The 21,191-nt window shown below is 41.2% G+C and carries 16 protein-coding genes; all 16 read right to left on the bottom strand.

What is annotated here, in order from left to right; translation table 11 throughout:
• Positions 1-254: 254 nt before the first annotated feature.
• Complete coding sequence (locus ACFEL9_RS20710) at positions 255-3,812, bottom strand: ATP-binding protein (protein WP_385894186.1); 3,558 nt, start codon at positions 3,810-3,812, stop codon at positions 255-257.
• A 322-nt stretch (positions 3,813-4,134) separates the two neighbouring features.
• Positions 4,135-4,875 (bottom strand): LytR/AlgR family response regulator transcription factor, encoded by a 741-nt coding sequence (locus ACFEL9_RS20705; RefSeq protein ID WP_385894184.1) that lies wholly within the window; start codon positions 4,873-4,875, stop codon positions 4,135-4,137.
• Positions 4,876-4,892: 17 nt separating this feature from the next.
• A complete protein-coding gene (locus ACFEL9_RS20700) occupies positions 4,893-5,972 on the bottom strand; it encodes a sensor histidine kinase (RefSeq protein WP_385894182.1) in 1,080 nt (359 codons plus the stop codon).
• Positions 5,941-6,300: a DUF4288 domain-containing protein gene (locus ACFEL9_RS20695; protein ID WP_385894180.1), complete on the bottom strand. Its 360-nt coding sequence runs from the start codon at positions 6,298-6,300 to the stop codon at positions 5,941-5,943. The genes ACFEL9_RS20700 and ACFEL9_RS20695 overlap by 32 nt, the downstream gene beginning before the upstream one ends.
• Positions 6,301-6,481: 181 nt before the next feature.
• Entirely contained in the window at positions 6,482-7,276 is a 795-nt protein-coding gene (locus ACFEL9_RS20690) for a LiaF transmembrane domain-containing protein (protein WP_385894178.1), read from the bottom strand.
• A gap of 194 nt (positions 7,277-7,470) precedes the next feature.
• Positions 7,471-10,719, bottom strand: coding sequence for a TonB-dependent receptor (locus ACFEL9_RS20685; RefSeq protein ID WP_385894176.1), 3,249 nt, complete (start codon positions 10,717-10,719; stop codon positions 7,471-7,473).
• Between the two features lie 119 nt (positions 10,720-10,838).
• Entirely contained in the window at positions 10,839-11,471 is a 633-nt protein-coding gene (gene trhA, locus ACFEL9_RS20680) for a PAQR family membrane homeostasis protein TrhA (RefSeq protein ID WP_385894174.1), read from the bottom strand.
• 279 nt (positions 11,472-11,750) lie between these two features.
• A complete protein-coding gene (locus ACFEL9_RS20675; protein ID WP_385894172.1) occupies positions 11,751-12,041 on the bottom strand; it encodes a hypothetical protein in 291 nt (96 codons plus the stop codon).
• A gap of 139 nt (positions 12,042-12,180) precedes the next feature.
• Positions 12,181-12,510: a hypothetical protein gene (locus ACFEL9_RS20670; RefSeq protein ID WP_385894170.1), complete on the bottom strand. Its 330-nt coding sequence runs from the start codon at positions 12,508-12,510 to the stop codon at positions 12,181-12,183.
• A 213-nt stretch (positions 12,511-12,723) separates the two neighbouring features.
• A complete protein-coding gene (locus ACFEL9_RS20665) occupies positions 12,724-13,380 on the bottom strand; it encodes a hypothetical protein (RefSeq protein WP_385894168.1) in 657 nt (218 codons plus the stop codon).
• A gap of 200 nt (positions 13,381-13,580) precedes the next feature.
• Positions 13,581-15,398, bottom strand: a complete 1,818-nt coding sequence (locus tag ACFEL9_RS20660) for a TPR end-of-group domain-containing protein (protein WP_385894166.1) — start codon at positions 15,396-15,398, stop codon at positions 13,581-13,583.
• 33 nt (positions 15,399-15,431) lie between these two features.
• The gene (ade, locus tag ACFEL9_RS20655; protein ID WP_385894164.1) at positions 15,432-17,063 is read right to left on the bottom strand and encodes an adenine deaminase; all 1,632 of its coding nucleotides are present in this window, start codon (positions 17,061-17,063) and stop codon (positions 15,432-15,434) included.
• Between the two features lie 70 nt (positions 17,064-17,133).
• On the bottom strand, positions 17,134-18,198 hold the full coding sequence (locus ACFEL9_RS20650) for a fatty acid desaturase family protein (RefSeq protein ID WP_385894163.1): 1,065 nt from the start codon (positions 18,196-18,198) through the stop codon (positions 17,134-17,136).
• A 285-nt stretch (positions 18,199-18,483) separates the two neighbouring features.
• On the bottom strand, positions 18,484-19,920 hold the full coding sequence (locus ACFEL9_RS20645; RefSeq protein WP_385894161.1) for a Gfo/Idh/MocA family protein: 1,437 nt from the start codon (positions 19,918-19,920) through the stop codon (positions 18,484-18,486).
• A 122-nt stretch (positions 19,921-20,042) separates the two neighbouring features.
• Positions 20,043-20,714, bottom strand: a complete 672-nt coding sequence (gene trmD, locus ACFEL9_RS20640) for a tRNA (guanosine(37)-N1)-methyltransferase TrmD (RefSeq protein WP_385894160.1) — start codon at positions 20,712-20,714, stop codon at positions 20,043-20,045.
• Between the two features lie 80 nt (positions 20,715-20,794).
• Positions 20,795-21,163, bottom strand: coding sequence for an Ig-like domain-containing protein (locus tag ACFEL9_RS20635; protein ID WP_385894159.1), 369 nt, complete (start codon positions 21,161-21,163; stop codon positions 20,795-20,797).
• Between the last annotated feature and the right edge of the window lie 28 nt (positions 21,164-21,191).

Here is a 21,191-nt window from a genome sequence, read left to right as displayed (position 1 = left end):
TTGTTCACAGGGTGATACAGATAATCACAATACAAAGCAACAATCAGGCTTCACCGGTTCGCAAAGGGCAGGTCTTTACTATAAAAGCGCAGATTCTATTTCTATGTAAAAGCTAAGAAATTCGCCTGACATGAACTTCAATGTTGTTCACCCTCAAATCAGCGGGAGCCAGGGGATACGCTTTTAAAAGGCAACGAATTCAGAAAACCGGAAAATCCTTCTTCACCGTTCTCTATATGCTCTCTCATCCTGATTCAGTCAAATGGCAATTGAATAACAAACTCACTTTTTTCTCCCTCCTTTGTATTTACTTTTAGCTCGCCTCCATGCGCCTTTACAATATCATAGCTCAAACTCAAACCTAATCCTGTTCCTTGTCCGGTTGGTTTTGTTGTAAAGAATGGTTGAAATATTTTATCCAAAACTTTTTGCGGAATGCCATTCCCGTTATCCTTAACAAGAATGAGTACCTTATCATCTGATTTTTTAGTGATTACCGTAACAGTAGGCTGATATCCGTCCAGGTTTTGTTTCTTTTTTTCGCTAACGGCATAAAAAGCATTGTTGATCAAATTCAGTATCACCCGGCCAATTTCCTGTGGTACCACATTTATTTTTCCAATGCTTTTGTCAAATTCGGTTTCGAATTTGGCATTGAACGATTTGTCTTTTGCCCGAAGGCCATGAAAAGCTAATCTCAAATACTCCTCACATAAAGCATTTATATCTGTAGGCTCCTTTTGGCCGCTGCTGGTTCGGGAATGTTGCAGCATGCCTTTTACTATGCCATCCGCCCGTTTACCATGATTCAATATTTTTTCCAGGTTTTGTTGTATATCGTTTGCAATAGCAAATGCATCATCCTTATTTCCTTTGCTCAGTTCCTCTTTCATCTCGTCAATCAGTTCGTTGCTTACTTCGGAGAAATTGTTTACGAAGTTTAACGGGTTTTGAATTTCATGCGCAATGCCGGCGGTAAGCTCACCGAGCGAGGCCATTTTTTCTGATTGGATCAGCTGTGTTTGAGCCTGCTTTAGATCAGTCAGTGTTTTCTCGACCTGTTGTTTAGCCGCCTCCAGTTTGTTGAAATCTTCATAGCGGGCATAGGCAGTGGAGAATGCATCGGCTACTGATTGAAGTAATTTTATACTTTCTTCATCCAATGCGGTTGTATTGCCAACATATAACATGCCCTGCAGGAAAGGAAGAAAATGGAGATAGAAGCCGCCGGGCGGAAGAGTTTTCAGGTATTGTTCCCTGGAAGAAATCGCACCCTGGTGCAATAATGTCTCAGCAAGATCTGTGAAGGCTGCTTCTGCCCAATGATCGATGTAAATTTCCTTCCGGTGCCAGTGGCTCAATATATAACTCATATTGCCCGGGGTAGCATAGGGTAAGTGAAACGCAGCAATAGCCCTTCCGTCGGGTGTAGACAGGAAAGTATGTATGATCTGTTGTGAGTCATCCATGATAAAGACGCCACAACGGATGAAAGGAATGCTGAGTATGGTGAGCTCATTCCAGATCAATGGAGTAATTCTCTCCAGGTCACCCACACTGCGCATAGATGCAATCTCCGCACGGATGCGGTTGAGTGCAGCCTGCTTTACGGCTTCTTTTGCATTAGCCTCTGCCTGCTTCAGATCATTGAACCGGGTATAGGTGAGATCAAATACTTTGGCAAAACGGCTAAGAATTTCCATCTGTTCATCTGACAGTGCATCAGGCCCTGATGCTTCAATCAACCCAAAATTGTTGAATGATCCTGACACTATCGTGTGTTCAGAATTGAGAATGCCTTTCTTCACGGGGTGCGGCAGCTGAGATAATTCTGTTTCATTCAACAATAGTTGATCTATTGATTTCTTATCATCTCCTTTAAGATCATATTCCCATTTTTGATTCCGATTTTGCCAGCCATCAATGATGGCGTCATAATACGGATGATGAATGCGTTTGATAAAATAACTCTCTGCCGATTTTTTATCTTCCGAATTGGCCATCCAAACTCTCGCCGACAAGGTATCGCTGTCAAAGATCCAGATGATGCACCGGGCCAGCGTTAACTCAAGCTTTGTCAACTCGTCAAATAAAATAGCCACGAGGTCGCTGAGCTCATCAGAGTTTTGCATGGCCATTGCTTTTGCACGAACACGTTCCAGCGCAGCTTCAATCTTTGCCTCCCTTGCCTGCGCTTCTGCTTTTTGCAGATCGAGAAAACGGGTATAGGCCTGGTCGAAAACCCTCGCAAATCTTTTGAGTATTTCATTTTCCTGTTCTGAAAACTTTTTTTTAGTGTAACTGGTGATATTAATGCCCGTGTTTTCCGCCAGGGCCACAGACATAGTAGCTAATTCACTCTCCAAAAGAAATTGTTTTTGTTTCCCGGGGACATATTTAAAATCGGTATTTTCAAAAAGATGATTGAACAGATCCTTTTTTTCTTCGAAAGAATAAGTTGCTGAAAAAAAATCCTTTCCCTTTTCTTTTGCTTCAAATATATCTTTCAGGTAATGATTATCAGCGTATGGAACGAGTATCCTCGCATACTGTTGACGAGCTTTGTTTTCCAGCCACCATACAATATCTTTTGAGCCTTCTGCAAAAATGAATATGATCGCGGTATATAATTCAACATTCAGCTCATTCAATTTTTCGAAAACGGTGTGAACCACTTCCTGGAGTTCATGGCTTTTGTGCATGGCTAAAGAGCGGGAACGTACTTTTTCCAATGCGGCTTCTATCTGTGCCTCCCTTGCCTGCGCTTCAGCGTTTTGGATATCAATAAACCTGCGATAAGCCAATTGAAATACATTGCGGAAGCGTTTGAAGAGGCTGATCTCGTCTTTATTCAAGGGTACATAGGTTGAGATGCCCAATGCACCCGGGCCGATGGAATAAAAATAATAGTGAAGCGATTTGACCTGGTAAAGATGCGGGTCAACAAACTGTCCAGATCTGGTTTGATATTGAATCCAATTTTTAAGTTCAGCAGCTTTAAAAGTTTTGGTAAAAAAGCCATCAGGGCCCTTAAGCATTTTTTTCACAAAAGCTGCTACATCTTTTTGTTTTTTATACTCTATTTCAGTAATGAATGTTTTCTTGCTTAACCGGAAATATTCATAGTTGAGATAGCTTGCCCTTCCTTCATCAATGATCGCCGTTTGCACATTCCGCATTTCATTTATACCCAGGCTTTCCATTTCCTGCGAAATAACGTGGCACACTTCAGGCATATCAGCAGGTTGTTTCATTCCCATAGCCACGGTTCTTACCCGCTCAAGTGAAGTTTCAATTTCCAGATCTCTATTTTTTTGTTGCAGTTCAACAGTGCGCCGCTTAACCGCTTCTCTTAGTTCCTCGTTTTCCCTGGAGATTTTACTGAAAGCTATTGTTTCGTTGCCCTGCACTTTTACATCGGGTACAGAGCCGTGTTGCTGGATAAACTTCCATCCTTGTTTTGTTTTGTTCAGCAAAGAGGTTAATCTTATTTTGGAATAAAACTCCCATCGCTTCCCGGTGTTGATGTATAAATCGAGATGCTCATTAATCATTGCATGCCGGTCAGCCGGAATGATTTCTATCTTCCTGTTCCGAAATTCAATTTTCCCGGCCACTTCGGCAGACGTATCCTTAAAAAATTTTATAACCTCCTTTTTGTTATTGTACACTTCTGCTTCAGTGCTGCCGATCATTTTAATGTTATTATCCAGGAATGATGCGATTTTTTTCCAGTTGCCATTTTTATAACAATCCCAATATTCCAGATACACCTGCCGGACTTCTTTTTCTATTTCTTTGGTCAGTTTCATTATTTGTTAATTAATGAGAATGCGAAGAGCCCTGCTTCATCCATGATTGGCTGATCTTCGGTAAACAAAGGCAGGAAGATTGCCAGTGTTTTGGGGTATCAGGATTGTAGTCTATTGTCCTTCCGTAATGTGGAAATCTATTGAGCTTGCCGGAACAGTGGTATGCGGAAGGCAGGATTATCGGAAAGAAACTGCTTTCTAGCTACTGGGGTAGGATTTGAACTAACAAGATCCCTGTTATAAATATAATATAATTCGTAAAGAAAAGAGGAGCTTCATTTGAAGCTCCTCCAACAATTTATTATAATTCCCGCCGACATTTTTACAACCCCAGCACCGCTTTTAATTTTCCATAGCCGCCCCTGCTGACCGGCACCTTAGCACCTGTCCGGAGCACCGCTACATGATTGTCCTTCTCATAAGGATCGATACGGGTGATCTGTTGCACATTCACGATATAGGAACGGTGAGAGCGGACAAACTGCTGTCCATCCAGCACCTGTTCAAAATGATTCATCGTTTTATTTTTCAGGAAATAGCCTTCCTGTGTATGAATTTTTACATAGTCATCAGCAGCTTCGAGGTAATAAACATCATGCACGGGAATGATCTTGATCTTGCTGCCATTCTTTACAACGATGCGGTTGCTTTGCGAAGGGGATTGTGAAGCAGTTTCCAGCAGGTCGTGTGTAGCCGATTCCTGGGTGTTGTTCTTTTTTTCCAGCCATTTTTTTACTGCCTTGTCAAAACGTTCCTGGTTGAAGGGTTTTAGGAGGTAGTCGATGGCGTGTGCTTCAAATGCCTTGATGGCATATTCATCAAAGGCGGTAGTGAAGATCACAGAAGGTGGCTGTTCGATGAGCTCCAGCATTTCAAAGCCATTGATCTTAGGCATCTGGATATCTAAAAATACGAGATCGGGCTGATGCTGTTGTATTGCTTTTACCCCTTCAAAACCATCACCGCATTCTGCCACGAGTTCAAGGTTAGGATGTTTTTGCAAATATTCTTTGACTATGCTTCTTGCCAGCACTTCATCGTCTATGATAATTACTTTGCTCATGGATGTGTTCTTGTTGATTATTGCAACTGCGGAATTTTTACCGTAGTTGTAAAAATATTTTGCTTCGCCTCGGTTGTCAGCAGGTCATGCCTGGCAAATAGAAGGTAAAGCCGGCGCTGAACCGATTTTAATCCAAAGCCAGTCCCCTGTTTGGGCGAAGATGTTTCAGGGTCAAAAGGATTGCTTACTTTAATAATCAGCTCGTCATCCTGTTTGATGGTTTGTAGCCGGATAATTGTTTCGCCGGTGGTATCATACAAGCCAAACTTTATTGCATTTTCTACAATAGGTTGTAAAAGCAAGGCTGGCAATTTCATATTTTGTGTCGCCTCATCTATTTCAATCATTGTACCCAATCGGTTGCCAAATCTCACTTTCTCTATGTCAAGATAAAGTTGAAGATATTGCAGTTCCTCCGTCAGGTTTACCCATTGTGTTTCTTCCTTTTTTATAGTGCCTCTTAGAAAATCGGATAACTGTTGCACCATCTTTCTCGCTTCCTCGGGTCTTATTCCAATCAATGCATTGATCGAGTTTAAACTGTTGAATAAAAAATGTGGTTGCAGTTGCTGACGCAGTTTGAAAAGTTCCGCTTCCTTCGCCAGTTTTTCAGCATCTTTTTTTCGTTCTTCGTTGCTCTGCTGTTCTTGCCAGGTAAACCAGTTGATGCCCATCATGGTTACAATTCCCAATACCAAAAAACCAATGCTAAAGCGAATGACAATCGACCGTTTCAGAAATGCATCATAGTTGGTAAAATCACCCAGTGTGAGTCCCAATATCCATTTAATAAAGAACAGCCATAGCACTGTCAATACAATACACATCACCAGGATGTTCATATACTGGTCCCTGCCGGGCAAATAATAACGGATCGTATTCATCACTAACAGGCATACACCTAACAACGGAACATTGCTGATCACACTATCAAGGATGGCTGCGTCTAATGGAAACTCAAATTTGTACAACAACATGGCATGGTCCGCCATCAAAACAAACCATGCTATGCTGAATGTGATCAAAAAGCGTCTTGTCGAAAATGGGGATGCTGGCATTAAATGATCAGGTAAGTTGTAACAAATGATTGGTTTCATTGCACACAATGTTCTCTGCCTTTTGATTGATTGTATAGATATATGCTTCTGCATTGTCTTTTTCTTCAATACGGGAATACAGTTCGGCACCGTCGATCAGTTCACTAAGCCGGTACAGTTCACTGATATTGATAAACTGCCATTGAACCAATTGTTCTTTGCGATTATAAAATGTCTCTTCTTCCTGCTGACCCATTTCCTGTGCCTTTTGAAAAGCTTCCTCTTTGTTATTGGCTGCTACAAGCCTGAGTTGTTCATCAAACTGCGGCGTATGCTCACCTTCGCCACAAATAATGCGAAATACGATTTTTGCGAGATACCAGTTCATAGTCGTTTAGTTATTAGTTTACTTATTTAGGTTACCACTGAGCGATAGTCGAAATGTTGCCAATTCCCGGTTTCCAGTTATCAGTTACCAGTTACCAGTTACCAGTTTCCAGTTGCCGGTTCCCGTTAAAAAAGGAATCTTTCATTTTTCAACTTACCGGTAACAGGTAACCGGAAACTTCTTAATAGCTCTTGATCTCCATGCCTCCGAAAATCATCGTTCCTTTTAGCACCAGGGTCTTCGTGGGAGATTCGGTTAAGGGTGCAATCTTTCTTTTATCACCAATCCCCCCGAAAATGGTGACTGCTTCAGACTTAATAGCCCAATTAGAAGGCACGATGAGAGTAGCTCCGCCAAAAATGGCTGTTACTTCCAATACTGCCGGTGTGGCCATGTCCGCCTGGGTCAGGTCAATTTCACTACCGCCAAAAATGTTGACAATGTCACCCCCTTTAAAATTCTTGGACAGGATCACTTTTTTTGTACCGCTGAAAATGCTGGTACTGTCGATGAAATCATCCTGGGAATATTCCTGATCATTTGCTACTGACGGGTTGGCTTGTGATTGCATGTCTGAAATTTTTTTTTGTCTCCAGCAGGCGCCGTGTTTGTGCCGGGGACGAAAGATGAAAAAGGCGCCCACGGTAATTAAAATCAATGGCCAGATATGCCGGCGCAGATCTCCATTTAAAATATAGTCATTAGCCAAAAAGGCGCCACCAATAATGATAGGTACAAACCAACCGCCATCACGAAACCCTTTCCGAAATCCTATAAAAAGACCGATGGCAATCAATAGCATCTGCCAGCTAAAAAGCCAATCGGGGACGGGTACGCCAAAACTTCTTACCAGGGCAAGTCCACCAATCGCCAATAAAAAAATACCCGTCCAGATATGTCCATGGCTTCCATGGCGTTCCACCCTGCTTTCCCAACGGTTGCTTCTTTCCTCATTATAATTTCTGAAATCGTTCATGGTTCGTTCAAATTTTAAGTAAAACTAAGTTGTGAATGGCGAGTGGGCAATAGGGAGTGGGCGATAGTGAATTGAAAGTCGGTGAGTGATGGGATGGAGTCGGTGAAATGCGAAGGGGTTGACAAGCCGACGAATTTTATTAAATCAAAAAACCCTGTTTTAGCAGGGTTTTTTGATAAGAGTAACAAGCAGTTCTAAAAAATATACCGGAGACCCAATTGCAATTGCCAGCGGGATGGTAAGTCGGGACTGGCTACAAATGTATTTTTTATTGAAGGATCGAACTGATAAGCCGGGCTATTGTTGTTATAGGAAACAGTTATAGGTTGAAAATAACCAGAAGTGGTAGCATATTCCCGTACACCCCATTTGCTGCTAATCAGGTTACCAAAGTTGATCAAATCAACGCTGAATTGCAATGTTTGCCGACTCTTTTGGTTTATATAAAGATCTTGTAAAATCCGAAGGTCAAGCTGGCTATACCAGGGTGACTCTGCACCATATTTTTCGGTGTGCCGGCCTCGCCTTTCGCTTAGATATTCATCCTGGGCTATGAATTGCTTAAGAGCTGTGCGTTGTGTTGCCGGACTTTGGATATTACCATTTACGTCCTCCAATTCAACAAAATTCATGACGTCTATTTCAGCATCGGTTGGAACATATAATAAATCATTGGAACCAGTTCCATCATTATTAATATCTCCGCCATACACATAAGCAAAGCGGTTACCTGATGTCCACGAACTGAACAAAGAAATGGTTGTTCCCCATTTATTACCGGCATATAGCCATTTTTTTGAACCAGCCAGGAAAAACCGGTGTTTATTTCCGTATAATGAATGGGATTCAATTGCCGCATTAGCATTATTGAGAATTGGGTTTCTGTCAAATGCATCGCTGGAAATTTCTGCAGAGATAGAACTCGCATCTTTGGCTACGTTAAAGTTATATGCAGCCATTGCAAATAAGCCCTTTGCAAAAGTTTGCTGAGCTTGTAATGAAACATTGAACTGGTAGCCTTTTTTGGTATTGGTAAACACATAAGTATTATTATTCACAAAAGTAGTTGTAGGGTCAGAACCTTTATCAGTCACCTTATAAATACTTCTTTTATCACCTGTGCCGCTATTTAAAACACCCGTCGGTGTTCCCAAATTATAATTGCGAACCATCATGGCGTTTACATCTTTTGTATAAGCCACATCAACCGTGAAGATTGTACCTGACGGGATTTTGAAATCGCCCCCGATATTGGAGCGCCATACTTGTGGCCATTTAAAATCCTTGTCGGTTACATTATAAAATCCTGTAAAGGGGTTGCCGATCTGGTTGCCCAGCCATACAAATGGGAAACGACCGGTAAATAAACCCGAACCACCACGGAGCTGCACTGTTTTATTGCCCATTAAATCCCAGTTAAATCCAATCCGTGGAGAGAATAATGGTGTTTTGGTTGGAAGCCTTGTATTATCAAGATCCTTACCCACGCCATTAGTCACACGGTTTCCATCTTTATCAAATAATACCTGCGGATCGTTATTTGGTATAGTGGGAGAACTTGCAGTCCCTCCGGCCGGCACAATTTTGCATTTGTCCGGAAAATAAACAGGCATATCTATGCGAAGCCCATAGGTAAGTCTGAGTTTGTTATTTACCTGCCATTCGTCTTGTGCATAAGCTGATAGCTGACCCACTGTTAAATAATACCAGGTCCATTGTCCTGCGGCGGCGGCGGCCTGGGCTGCTGCCTGGGCCACTGATAAGCGCTGCGGGCCACTGAATGTAGGTACTACCGGTTCGTCATTTGGCGCTTTTGTTAGAAAATCGGAAAGTGGTAATGGTAACACAGAACTTTGTCCATAACCAAACAGGTTAAATGAGTTGCCAAATTTAAACGACTCAAAAGAGGCCCCAAATGTGAAACTGTGATTTTTCTTGTAAAGATTGAAATCGTTTGTAACCTGAAAAGCATCCTGGTCAAGTACGTTATTAATAGAGAAAGGTTCCTCTCCGGCTACAATATACATGGCTCCGCTCTTAAAAAGATTAAGGACCGGGAATGGCGCCGAAAAGGGATTACGATTGTCCCGAAAAATTGAATACACAATTCTTAATTTATTGGCAGCGTTACTACTGAAATTTGATTTCAATTCAGCGCCAAAAGAATTGAGTTTATTGGTGATCTCATATCCCGAATTCTCGAACTGAAGTGTAGTATAATCCGGCCCTCTGCGGAAGATCGCACTTGGGTGAGCTGGTTTATCTTTTTTTGCATCCAGTCCATTGTAAGTAAATGACAGCTTGTGAACACTGTTGATGTTCCAATCTAATTTGGCCAGCCATTTATAGTTGGTTTGATCATGTGTATATCCCTGGTATGGTCCGGTTTCATACCCAAACTCTGTTTTTAATATACTACTCACCAGTTGCAAATCCGACTCCAATACACGGGACGTGTTTGTATTATTTGCATTGCCACTGTTTCTGGCAACATAGCTGCTGGCCTCATCTTTTCGCTGTTCTGTTTCAAAACTTAAAAAATAAAACAGCTTATTCTTTTTGATGGCACCACCTAATGCAAATCCTGCCTGCAGTTGGCTCAGGTCGGGAACAACCAATTTATTTTTATTTACTTTTTTGCCCGTCATATCCTGGTTGCGATAAAATCCATATACGGTCCCGGTAGTTCTGTTACTTCCTGACTTGGTAACAGTGTTTACACCTGCACCAGTAAACCCGGCTTGTGTCACATCATAAGGAGCGATGTTTACCTGTATTTGCTCAATGGCATCTAAAGAAATTGGTTGAGCACCTGTTTGTCCACCAGGTGTGGGAGCATCCAATCCAAATGGGTTATTGAACACAGCACCATCTAATGAAAAATTATTGTACTGCCCATTGCGACCGGCAAATGACATCCCGTTGTAGTTAGCAGATGCAGAAGGTGCAAGCCTTAGATAGTCATCCGCAGATCTGCTGATAGTAGGAAGTTCTTTTAATAACCGGCTGCTGATATTGGTGGAGGCGCCGGTTCTTTTGTTGTCAAATATTTTGGCGCCGGTAGCTGTAACAGTCACACCACTCAACTCAGTAGTTTTATCCTGTAAAGTGAGTTCAACAGTATTGTTGAGACCGAGTTCCAGGAAAATATTCTCTGTCACGATTGAATTATGACTGACATGATCGACGGTCACTTTATAAGGACCACCTACCCTAAGATTGGGAACGGTGAAACGACCATCGGACCGTGTGACTAATACCTGTTTAATACCTGCATCGGGGTATTCTACAGTGACAGTTGCTGAGGGCAAGCCAACACCTTTTGAATCCTGGACCAAGCCACTTAGTGTGGCAGTGGTTACCTGTGCTGAAAGAAAATTGCAACAAAATGCTGTTAATCCCAGGAGCAAAATCCTGGGTGGGATTTGAAAGAACTTTTTCATGCGGTTGTTTTTTGGTATCCTAATTTACGGAGAATTAACAACTTGCCAAGATTAAGAAAAAGAACGCCACAGAAAATCATAACCAATCATAACAATCATGATGATCTGTGTTCCTGTTTTTATACAGCAATTAACACAGCAACATAATGACAGATGGCAGCAGCTAATACAAATGAATGCCATATAGCATGGCTGTACTTGTGTTTTTCCCAGATATAAAAACTAACACCCAAAGTGTAAAGCCCTGCACCGGTAAGTATCAATACAATAACGGAAACAGGCATATTTGAAAAAAAGCCACGACCAGGCACCACCATGATCCAGCCCATGGCCAGGTAAATAATTGTAGAAAGTATTTCCCAGCGGCCTGTAAAAAAACATTTGAATATCGTTCCTGAAACAGTTAACGACCAAAGTATGATAAGCAAAATGATGCCAGTGCTATTATTCATGTAAATAAGAAGGAAAGGAGTGTAAGTGCCCGCGATTAAAAAAAAGATACTGATGTGATCAAATATTTTCATCAGTCTTTTTATTCTTTCCTGCTGAAGGCCATGATACAAAGTGGAAAAAGTAAAAACCATTAAAAAAGAAAATCCATAGATTGCTACACCCATTGTTTCTGCCGGGCTTCCGTTTTTTACTGCTTGCATAATCAAAATGGGAGTGCAGGTTATTCCAAACAAAATACCAAGGCCATGTGTGAGGCTGTTGATTATTTCCTGTCTTCTTCCTGTCCCAAGTTGCGCCATATTGAAAGATTAACCGGTGATGACACAAAATGATAATAGCAAATTCAATGCTATATTTAGACAATGATCAACGGAAGACTCTTTGACGCAGAAACGCTTAATGAAACCGGTATAGATCGAAATTTATTGGGAGTTAAACACAAATGCGGATAGTTTTCCCTGGCACGATCAAGCTGAATAGCAAGGATGTGGAAAACATTAATCCTCGCCTACACGGAAGTAAAAGAGACTGCCTTACGGAGCAGTCTCTCTTATTTGATATATGCTGAGTGAATATGTTTAAGAAAGAGAAAAACTTCCGCCTAATTTGTACGGACCATCTTTTTCTTTGGAACAGGTAAACAAAAACCGGGTGATAAATGGCATATTTATTACTTCATCGTTATCTACGATAGCAACTGTGCCGCTTATGTAGGTTTCAGTTGATGAAGTTTCAATAGCTCGAAAATTTTTTGGTACCAGCGCCTGTCCGTAACCAATATCATAACGACGATACGCCAATTTTTCTACAAAACTTTCCAGGAACTGCGGCTGATCCAAAATCGCACTGATGAGTAAATTGTTGTTCATGGTTAATTTTTTTGTCTTTTAATTTCTTCCTGTTCATTAGACGCAGTTGATGATATTTCGGGTACTAAAAGAATGTGAAAATCTTAAAAAAATATAACGTTTCAGGAGGAATGATGGATTTTAAAGGTTAGCTGGTTGATCATGATAAAGAACAACTCCACGCCACCCGGTAGTTAGCCATTTCATTCCTGGTGCAGAAAACAAAAAATCTTGAGTTCACCAGCACCCTGAGACATTTTGCCTCATCTCTTGAATCAGCCATATAAAAAATTTCTACCGGACCATTCACTGGTGTTTCAGCTGCGCAACTTTCAATTTCTTTGTAAGTAGCAGTGAAGTCACCCATTCCGGAAAGCCTGCTGGTATGATAAACTTTGGCGGGGAGATTTTGCTGAACAAAATCTTCAATCATTCTTTCATGAAAACTGGCCTTACTTTTTACGGCTGTTATTTCTAATACCCTTTTCATAATTCTAAATTTTTATCTGCGGTTGAATTTCCTCACTGTCAGTAAGCCAAATGGAATGCCAGAAAAATTTCGGGCAGGTGAAAATCTTTTAAACTATTCAAAGCCAGTATTTATATGAAATTGCTGTCGGCGTAATGACAGCAAGCGGCAGGGAAAATTTCCCAACATTTTGTGAGGCTTACGATATTTTGGAACTGAGTAGTGAGGAAAAAATTAGATAGTCCATTCGTCATGGATGATGGCAATCAGCCAAGACCTATTATTTTCAGTTTGAAAAACGAGCCGCAGGGTTTTCCAGTCCATTCCGCCATATTTAGGATCAAAACCGGGAAAATAGAATTCTGTAAAGTCAGCGTAGGGATATATCACCTTCAGATTGTTTAATGAATTGCCGCTTGCCAATACTTTATTAACGGCTTGATGAGGAGCGTTTATAAAATCTGCGTCGTACACAAACTCATCGAAGTATTTATGGATGCTTAATTTAATAGGTTCACCAGATCCGTCGTGTGATCCCCAAATCAATACCTTTTTCTGTTGATTGAATGTTGTCAATTGTTGAGGTAACAGGTGCTGGTGATGAATAGTGTCAACAAAAGCATAGGGAGAAAAACGAATTCCCAGGTCCGGGTGGACATAAGAAGACATTTTAGAAAGATCTTTTGTTTTAATAATTGCAAGAATATCTTTTGATACCTGAAGCAGCGATGAATCGGCTGATACCAGGGTAGTACTATCCTTTTTAAATTCCGGTTTAGTTGAGAGGGAATCTTTTATTTGGGTAACCGATTTATCCTTCTGTTTTTTTGAATCCTTCTGATTACACCCCATTAAGCAAATTGTCGTTAATAAAACCAAGGGATATCTCATCCTGCTTTTTATTTTTTTTGTATAAATCCAAATTTATCGTCTCTGCCATTATCGCAAAATAACCTCCGGAAGTCAGCTGAATGATAAAAAATGATTCGGGGACCTTCAATCTTTCCATGTGGAAACGGCAAGCTGGCGGAATTGGCTCATTTGTTTATAATAAATCTTTTTATAAAACAGGTAAGATGATTTTGAGTTTTTCATTGCAGTTTATTAAGCAAGGCCTGAAAGCGGGGTTCATTCCTAAGTGAATCATAATCCGGATCATGCTCAATCCAATCTTTTTTACCAAATCCTTTACCAAAAACCTTTCCTAAAAGATTTAGTGCTTTTTCATTATTACCAGCTTTAGCAAAAAGGCAAGCGGCATTAATTAGAACACCAACATCTTCGGGGTATAAATCCAGTGCCTTGTTTATCCACTGCAAGGCTTCTTCTTTTTCGCCGGTCTCAAACAAATTTCCGGCTGTAAGAGAAAGTGCTCTTCTGTCAGTTGGATTGAGTTCCAATTGTTTTTTTGCCCTGTTTATACCTTCCAGGGTTGCTTCCTCAGCTTTGTCGTTTCCCAGCATGCGCAACGACTGAGCAAGAAGAAGCATACTTTGAAAATCTTCCCGACGCACTTCGGAAGCTTTGCGAAAGAGTTCGGCTGATTCCTGAATTTGACCACGGGCAAAGCAGGACCTGCCATAATAATAATATGCATCATAAGAATTAGGGTTCAATTGTATCGCTTTTTTAAATTCTTGTTCAGCTTCATCATAATTTTTACCAAGGGAGAGAACATATCCACGTGATGAATGACTTTCAGCAAGGTTAGGAGCTAAAGAAAGTGCTTTCCGGCTATTTCTTTCTGCTGCCTCCAGGTCATAATTATTTGCACCCACCCATTCATAGAGCCACGAATGCGTATCAGCAAGCCCGGCATATGCAGGAGCATACCCACTATCCAATTCTATAGCTTTTTCAAACATTTTTTTTGCTTCATTCAAAACCAATTGATGAAAAAGTTGACGGCCTTTAAGAAAATATTCATAAGCTTCAATAACTGTTTCCGGACGACGAATGGCTTCTTTTTCTTTATTGGTTAAAACACCCTGTAAAGCTGTTGCTACATTTTCTGCAATATTTTCCTGGATTGAGAATACATCTTCAAGCACACGGTCGTAGCGATCCGACCATATATGCGAACCATCAGAAACCCTCACAAGTTGCGTGGTAATTCGCAAACGGTTACCTGCTTTACGTACACTTCCCTCTAAAAGTGTTTTAACAGCAAGTGTCTTCCCGATTTCACGGACATCAAGATTTTTACCCTTAAATGAAAAAACCGATGTCCGTGCAATAACCCGCAGATTGTTTAATTGTGCAAGAGCATTAATTATCTCTTCAGAGATCCCATCACAGAAATATTCCTGTTCAGGATCATTACTCATGTTTACAAATGGAAGAACAGCAATACTTTTTTCCAACGATTGTTTCGATGACTCTTTCGTTAGCGGTATGGCTAATTTGGAAGTGGGGCTGGTAATTACCTCATAAATTTTTACCGGTTTTTTTACGTTCTTCAGCGTTTCTTCTTTTATAAACCTTGTCTGAAAACCTTTTTTGTTCGCCACATTATGATTAACCGATTCAGAAACATAAATACAGCCGGGTTTTGCAACAGCCTGGATCCGTGAGGCAATATTTACACCATCACCAAATACATCATCGTTCTCAAATATTACTTCCCCGAGATGGATCCCTATACGCAGTTGAAAATCTTCTGCGGCATTGCAGGCTTCCTGTATTTTTATTGCCGCTGTAACTGCATCAGAAACAGAATTGTAACTTGCCAGAACACCGTCGCCTATTTCCTTTATCCAATGGCCATTGAATTGTTCAATGATTGGTTTTTGTAATTCCCTGTTCTTTTTAAGCAGGTCAAAAGCTTTTTGCTCATCCTCACCCATTAATGCAGTGTAACCGGCAATATCGGTAAACATAATAGCTGCGAGTTGATGAGACTGCGACATGCGGGAAAAATTGGCATCTTAAAGGTATCAACTTTAAATAAACTCAAACTTATCTCCATCAAACAATCCCCTATCACTCAATTTCAAATGCGGTATCACCAGTAATGCCATAAACGATAATGTCATAAAGGGAGAAGCTAAACCAGAACCTGCGTCTTTTGCAGCTTTGTCGATCATTGAGTATTGTTGGGCAACATGGTAGCCATCTTCATTGCTCATCAGCCCTGCTACCGGCAGGGGAACAATTAGTTCTACATTATCTTTTACAAAACTAACGCCACCCTGGTGTTCGATGATCATATTGACAGCTTTACAAATGCTTTCATCATCCACACCTACAGCAACAATATTATGGCTATCATGCGCTACAGATGAGGCTAAAGCTCCTTGTTTCAGTCCAAAATTTTTTATAAAAGATTTTGCGGCCGGAACTTCTTTGTAACGATTGACGACAACGATCTTTAGAATATCTCTTATCGCATCACTTACTATTTTGCCACTTTCAATCTTAGGGTCAAAAGAAAGTTTGTTGGTGATCAATTGTCCGTCTAATGCTTCGATGACAGGGATGGTGAGTGGTGAGTGGTGAGTGGGGAGCAGGATTTCAAAATCTTCCACTGATTTTTTGTTGCAGGAGAAATTGTTGATGATAGTTGATTTTTGACTTTTCACTTTTGATTTTCCGTCTTCTGCAACCAACCCGCCATCAATAAATGTTTTAACCACTTCAAAATTTTCCAGGTCCTTCACTACTATAAAATCGGCGGCATCACCTTCTCTTAACGTTCCGACATCCAGTTTGTAATGCTGCACAGGATTGATACAGGCAGCTTTTAGTATTTTAAAAATATCAATGCCTTTGGCTACAGATCTTGCACATAGCTGGTTGATATGTCCCAAAACAAGACTATCGGGATGTTTATCATCACTGCAAAACATCATTTGGTTCGGATAATCATGCAGCAGGTCGATCAATGCATCAAAATTCTTTGCAGCGCTGCCTTCACGGATGATGATCTTCATGCCGTTTTGTAATTTGTCAAGTGCTTCTTCTTTGGTGAAACATTCATGATCGGTTGTGATACCTGCAGCAATATAATTTTTGGCGTCTTCGCCTCTTAACCCCGGGGCATGTCCATCTACAGGTTTTAATAGCTTGTGAGCTGATGCAATTTTTTTCATCACTTCTTCATCTTCATTCAACACACCGGGGAAATTCATCATCTCACTGAGATATTTTATTTCCTTTCGCTGTAATAATTTTTCTACATCATTAGCATCAAGCGATGCCCCGGCTGTTTCAAATATAGTAGCCGGTACACAGCTCGGCGCTCCAAAATTGAATTTGAAAGGAACCGTCTTCCCGTTTTCTATCATAAACTCGACGCCCTCCATACCACAAACATTAGCTATTTCATGCGGATCGCTGACGGTGGCTACAGTACCATGTACAACAGCTAATCTTGCAAATTCTGACGGAACCAGCATAGAGCTTTCAATGTGAACATGGCTGTCGATGAACCCGGGGAGAATATAGTTAGCGGGTTGAAGTTTAGGGTTTGAGGTTATGGAAAGAATCTTCCCGTTTTCAACTGTTATTTCTGCGGGATAGATTTTCTGGTGATAAACGTCAACAAGGTTACCAGTAATGGAAAATGACGACATAACTATGCTGTTTGAATAGCTAAGTTATAGATGGAGGATTGAAAAGAAGTTTTTTTCTGTTGCGTCTGGCTTAACTGCCAGTTGCCAGCTGTAATGCTGCCGGCACTGTGATTTTTCTTGTTCTTTCTTTCATCAGTGCTATTACTTCTTCTTTGCTGCTAAACACATTGTTGATATTAACGATGTTGTCAGCCAGTTTATCATAACGTTTGGTCATGAGCCAGACAAAAATGTGGAGATAGTGAATGCCGTCAAAGACAAAGACTTTCTGTTGTGCAAATTTGTCTTTGTTTTTCATAAACTCAACCGGTATTTCGGTATAATGAAGAGCGGGACGCAAATGATGTACAGCATGATAGCCATCATTCCAGCAAATTTTGTTGTATTTGGTGTTGATGCAGTTGATTGTATTTTCTTCGGGGTCGTTGGGGTCAATGAAGGCATGCTGAGCCCAGTTGCCAAGCATCATCACCACACGGGCAAACAAAAAAGGAATAATAAAAATAAAAAGGGTTGCTTCCAGGTTGACAAAGCACATGGCGATGCAAAAAACAAAAAAGGACATTTCACCATAGGTAAGCCTGAGGTAAAACTTTTTTCTTTTTTTAGTAAACAAGTACATGAATGTGTCCCTGAATCCTAAAAACAAAAAGCGTAAAACATATTGCGTGAAACCCCAAAGGCTGTCCCTGTTATATGACAGGGTACTGCTGGCATCGTCTTCCATATTATTCTCTACATGGTGCATGGCCATGTGGTGTACAAAATATGTTTCAGGTGTATGGCCAAACAACGGGCAAACTCCCCAGATGATCCAGTTATAAATCCAGGTATATCCTTTTTTAAACAGCCTTCTGTGACTGATGCAATGAAGCATCAGGCCAAAGCGACCTTTAAAATACATCTGGGAAACATAGAAGTAAGGAATATAAGCCAGCCACCAATACCAGCCTTCTAACAGCGGGGTGTAAAGAACGATGGCAGCAGGAATTACTAAGATATGAATAGCAGTCAGCAGGTAAATAAAGGGAAGATCACGGGGGTCATTGATATAACGGAGCCAAAATTTATCATAGCTACTGTATTTTTCTTTTGGTATATAAACCGGGTCTGTGATGGTGGTCAGATTCTTCATGAATATTTTAAAAGTGATTGGCTATAAACTTTTTGACAGGGGTAATAAACTGCTTTTCAATTTCTTATCTTGTCAAAACATTCGGAATGCGGTAAAACTACAGCTTTTCCTATCATTTAGACAGCTTTATTTGCAGTTACCCTTATTGTAAAAACGGTTAATAGTGGAATCTGGTATAACGAAAGATTATTTTAACAGCAGGAGAATTAATCCAAAAAGATGAGCCGGGAAAATAAATTCCCGGCTCATCTTCTTTAGAAACTTAGTAATTACTTCCAGCGCCGATTAATTTTTTTCAATCTTTCGCACCTGCGTGGTGGCGCCTCCATTCAATGTCAGATCCACAGGTTTGTTAGTTTTCCATGCACCTCTTGTAAAATCGGGTATATCCACGGTTCTTGATTTTTTGCCAACAGACGTACCACTCAAGGGAATGATAGAACTCCATGCCGCTGCATCATATACGTCCTGGTCAAGTGGCAGACCATTACGCAGGCAATCGATCAGCCGCCAGTCCATGATAAAATCCATGCCGCCGTGTCCGCCTACTTCTTTAGCTATCTCACCAATATGTTTTACAATCGGCGGGGTATATTTTTTATAGAGCTCATCTAATTCTTCTTTTTTGATCCAACTGTGACCAAATGCTATTCTTTCTGGTCCCGGGTATTTTTGCGCAACGCCTTTGGTGCCGCTTAGCATATGCAGCCGTGAATAAGGCCGAAGTGTGGAAACATCATGCTGCAGCATAATGTTTTTGCCCCTATTGGTGCGAATGATGGTAGTGTTCATATTGCCACGGTAGGGCTTATCGACAAACTCGTTAAAGAATGGATCTTTCGCTGCCATATCCCTGGCCATATTGTTCAGCGTAAAATCATTGGTGCTCATGCTAACCAGGTGATCCATTTTATCACCCCGGTTAATATTCATGCATTGGGCAATGGGACCAAGGCCATGGGTAGGATAGAGGTTTCCATTGTGTTGGTAATTTTGTTTCAACCGCCACATGTCGGCGTAAGCATTTTTATTAAAAAGCCAATCTTTGCTCAGATCATGGATGTAGGCGCCTTCGCCTTGCACCAATTCACCAAACAATCCCTGGCGTGCCATATTCAATGTTAATAATTCGAAGAAATCATAGCAACAGTTTTCCAGCATCATGCAGTGTTGCTTTGTTTTCTCCGATGTTTCCACCAACTCCCACAGTTGATCAATGGATAAGCCAGCGTTTACTTCCGTGGCGGCATGTTTCCCATTTTTCATGGCCATTAAGGCAATAGGTGCATGGAGGTGCCAGGGGGTAACGTTATAAACAAGGTCGATGTCAGTACTTTCACACAAAGCTCTCCAGCCATCCTCACCGCTATACTCTTTTGCTTTGGGCCGGTTTCTTTTCTCCAGGGTTTTTTGTGCTTTGGCCACACGGTCAGGATATTTATCGCACAGGGCAACTATCTCCAATCCATCGATATAACTCAGGCGACCCGCTGCATCACCTCCCCGCATACCCAATCCTACAACCGCCACACGAACCGTGGGAATTTTTGGTGCGGCATAGCCACACATATTAAAACGTTGTTTACCGGATTCAAATTGGGAAGAGCGTTCCAACTCCTCATCTGTCGCGGCTAAACTGCCTGCAAAAGAAGGAAGACCGGTAGCGAGAAGGCCGCCACCAATGGATATACTGCGTAAAAAATTTCTTCGATTCGTAGACATGACAGTGCAATTTTTTATTGCTGCAAGTTCCTGAATTAATCAACGGTAAAATGGCAAAAAGGAAGATGGCGCAAACGGTTGAACGGGTGCTCAATACTCTATCGTCGACGAAACGATCATTCTTACAGCAACCCGGGCCTTCTTTCCTTTGTTCTTTTCATTGCTTCATCATGACGCCAGTCATCCACTTTTTTCGGATCACCGCTTAATAATATATCCGGAACCTTCCAGCCCCGGAAATCAGCAGGTCGGGTATACACAGGTGGCGCTAATAAATTATCCTGGAAGGAGTCAAAAAGGGCAGAAGTTTCATCATTTAATACACCCGGTAATAAGCGACCTATCGCATCTACCAGCACTGCAGCTGCCAGTTCACCACCGCTTAGTACATAATCACCAATGGAAATTTCTTTGGTGACAAAATGTTCCCGTATTCTTTCATCAATGCCTTTATAATGGCCGCAAATCATGATGATGTTTTCCTTTAATGAAAGCGTGTTTGCAATTTTTTGCGTCAACGTTTCTCCATCCGGCGTTAAAAAAATGATCTCGTCATATTTCCGGTCTTTTGATAATTCTTCGATAGCGTTGGCCAGTGGCTCACACATCATAACCATGCCTGCACCGCCACCATATTGGTAATCGTCAACCTGGCCCTGGTTATTAATGGCCCATTTACGAAGATTATGAGTGTGCACTTCCAATAGTCCCCTGGCCTGCGCTCTTTTCATGATGCTGTGTTCAAAAGGGCTTTTCAATAATTCTGGTAAAACAGTAATGATATCTATTCGCATGAAGCCCCCAACCCCTAAAGGGGGGTCTGGGATGCTTCAAAGATAAATGAAGAATGATGTATCCAGCGGAGCCGGGGCCACTAGTTGCATGTTATATCAATTTGCCTGGTAAAAGAATTTGTAGAAGGATCTTCTGCGATGATTTTTATTTTATAACTCTTGCCACTTTGAGCAGTGAAGCTTTGATCAAGGGCATAATTCTTAGTAGCAGGATGGATATGTACATGCACTACCTCTGCGCCACCGCCATCATACACTTCTACATGAACCTGGTTGATATAGGCATTGTCGGCAATAGTTCCCTTAATATGAACTTCACCCGCAGGCAATACCGTATTATTGGTTGGAGAGCTAATCGTGATGGAAGGTGCATCCGTATCTTCCGCTTCGTCTTTGGTACAACTCAAAAACAAAACACTCAGCACGGAAATAAGCAGAGAATATTTCATAGTTAACAGCGATAAGATTGATAGCACT

This window comes from Terrimonas alba, assembly GCF_042434975.1.
GTDB lineage: Bacteria > Bacteroidota > Bacteroidia > Chitinophagales > Chitinophagaceae > Terrimonas_B > Terrimonas_B alba.
The sequence above is the reverse complement of the archived record's forward strand: the minus strand, read 5'-3'. Positions and strand labels throughout refer to the sequence as shown.

What these genes read in the sequence shown, in the direction of transcription:
- ACFEL9_RS20710 (WP_385894186.1), bottom strand. Translation starts at nt 3,812, where the DNA reads ATGAAACTGACCAAAGAAATAGAAAAAGAAGTCCGGCAGGTGTATCTG.
- ACFEL9_RS20705 (WP_385894184.1), bottom strand. Translation starts at nt 4,875, where the DNA reads ATGAGCAAAGTAATTATCATAGACGATGAAGTGCTGGCAAGAAGCATA.
- ACFEL9_RS20700 (WP_385894182.1), bottom strand. Translation starts at nt 5,972, where the DNA reads ATGAAACCAATCATTTGTTACAACTTACCTGATCATTTAATGCCAGCA.
- ACFEL9_RS20695 (WP_385894180.1), bottom strand. Translation starts at nt 6,300, where the DNA reads ATGAACTGGTATCTCGCAAAAATCGTATTTCGCATTATTTGTGGCGAA.
- ACFEL9_RS20690 (WP_385894178.1), bottom strand. Translation starts at nt 7,276, where the DNA reads ATGAACGATTTCAGAAATTATAATGAGGAAAGAAGCAACCGTTGGGAA.
- ACFEL9_RS20685 (WP_385894176.1), bottom strand. Translation starts at nt 10,719, where the DNA reads ATGAAAAAGTTCTTTCAAATCCCACCCAGGATTTTGCTCCTGGGATTA.
- trhA (WP_385894174.1), bottom strand. Translation starts at nt 11,471, where the DNA reads ATGGCGCAACTTGGGACAGGAAGAAGACAGGAAATAATCAACAGCCTC.
- ACFEL9_RS20675 (WP_385894172.1), bottom strand. Translation starts at nt 12,041, where the DNA reads ATGAACAACAATTTACTCATCAGTGCGATTTTGGATCAGCCGCAGTTC.
- ACFEL9_RS20670 (WP_385894170.1), bottom strand. Translation starts at nt 12,510, where the DNA reads ATGAAAAGGGTATTAGAAATAACAGCCGTAAAAAGTAAGGCCAGTTTT.
- ACFEL9_RS20665 (WP_385894168.1), bottom strand. Translation starts at nt 13,380, where the DNA reads ATGAGATATCCCTTGGTTTTATTAACGACAATTTGCTTAATGGGGTGT.
- ACFEL9_RS20660 (WP_385894166.1), bottom strand. Translation starts at nt 15,398, where the DNA reads ATGTCGCAGTCTCATCAACTCGCAGCTATTATGTTTACCGATATTGCC.
- ade (WP_385894164.1), bottom strand. Translation starts at nt 17,063, where the DNA reads ATGTCGTCATTTTCCATTACTGGTAACCTTGTTGACGTTTATCACCAG.
- ACFEL9_RS20650 (WP_385894163.1), bottom strand. Translation starts at nt 18,198, where the DNA reads ATGAAGAATCTGACCACCATCACAGACCCGGTTTATATACCAAAAGAA.
- ACFEL9_RS20645 (WP_385894161.1), bottom strand. Translation starts at nt 19,920, where the DNA reads ATGTCTACGAATCGAAGAAATTTTTTACGCAGTATATCCATTGGTGGC.
- trmD (WP_385894160.1), bottom strand. Translation starts at nt 20,714, where the DNA reads ATGCGAATAGATATCATTACTGTTTTACCAGAATTATTGAAAAGCCCT.
- ACFEL9_RS20635 (WP_385894159.1), bottom strand. Translation starts at nt 21,163, where the DNA reads ATGAAATATTCTCTGCTTATTTCCGTGCTGAGTGTTTTGTTTTTGAGT.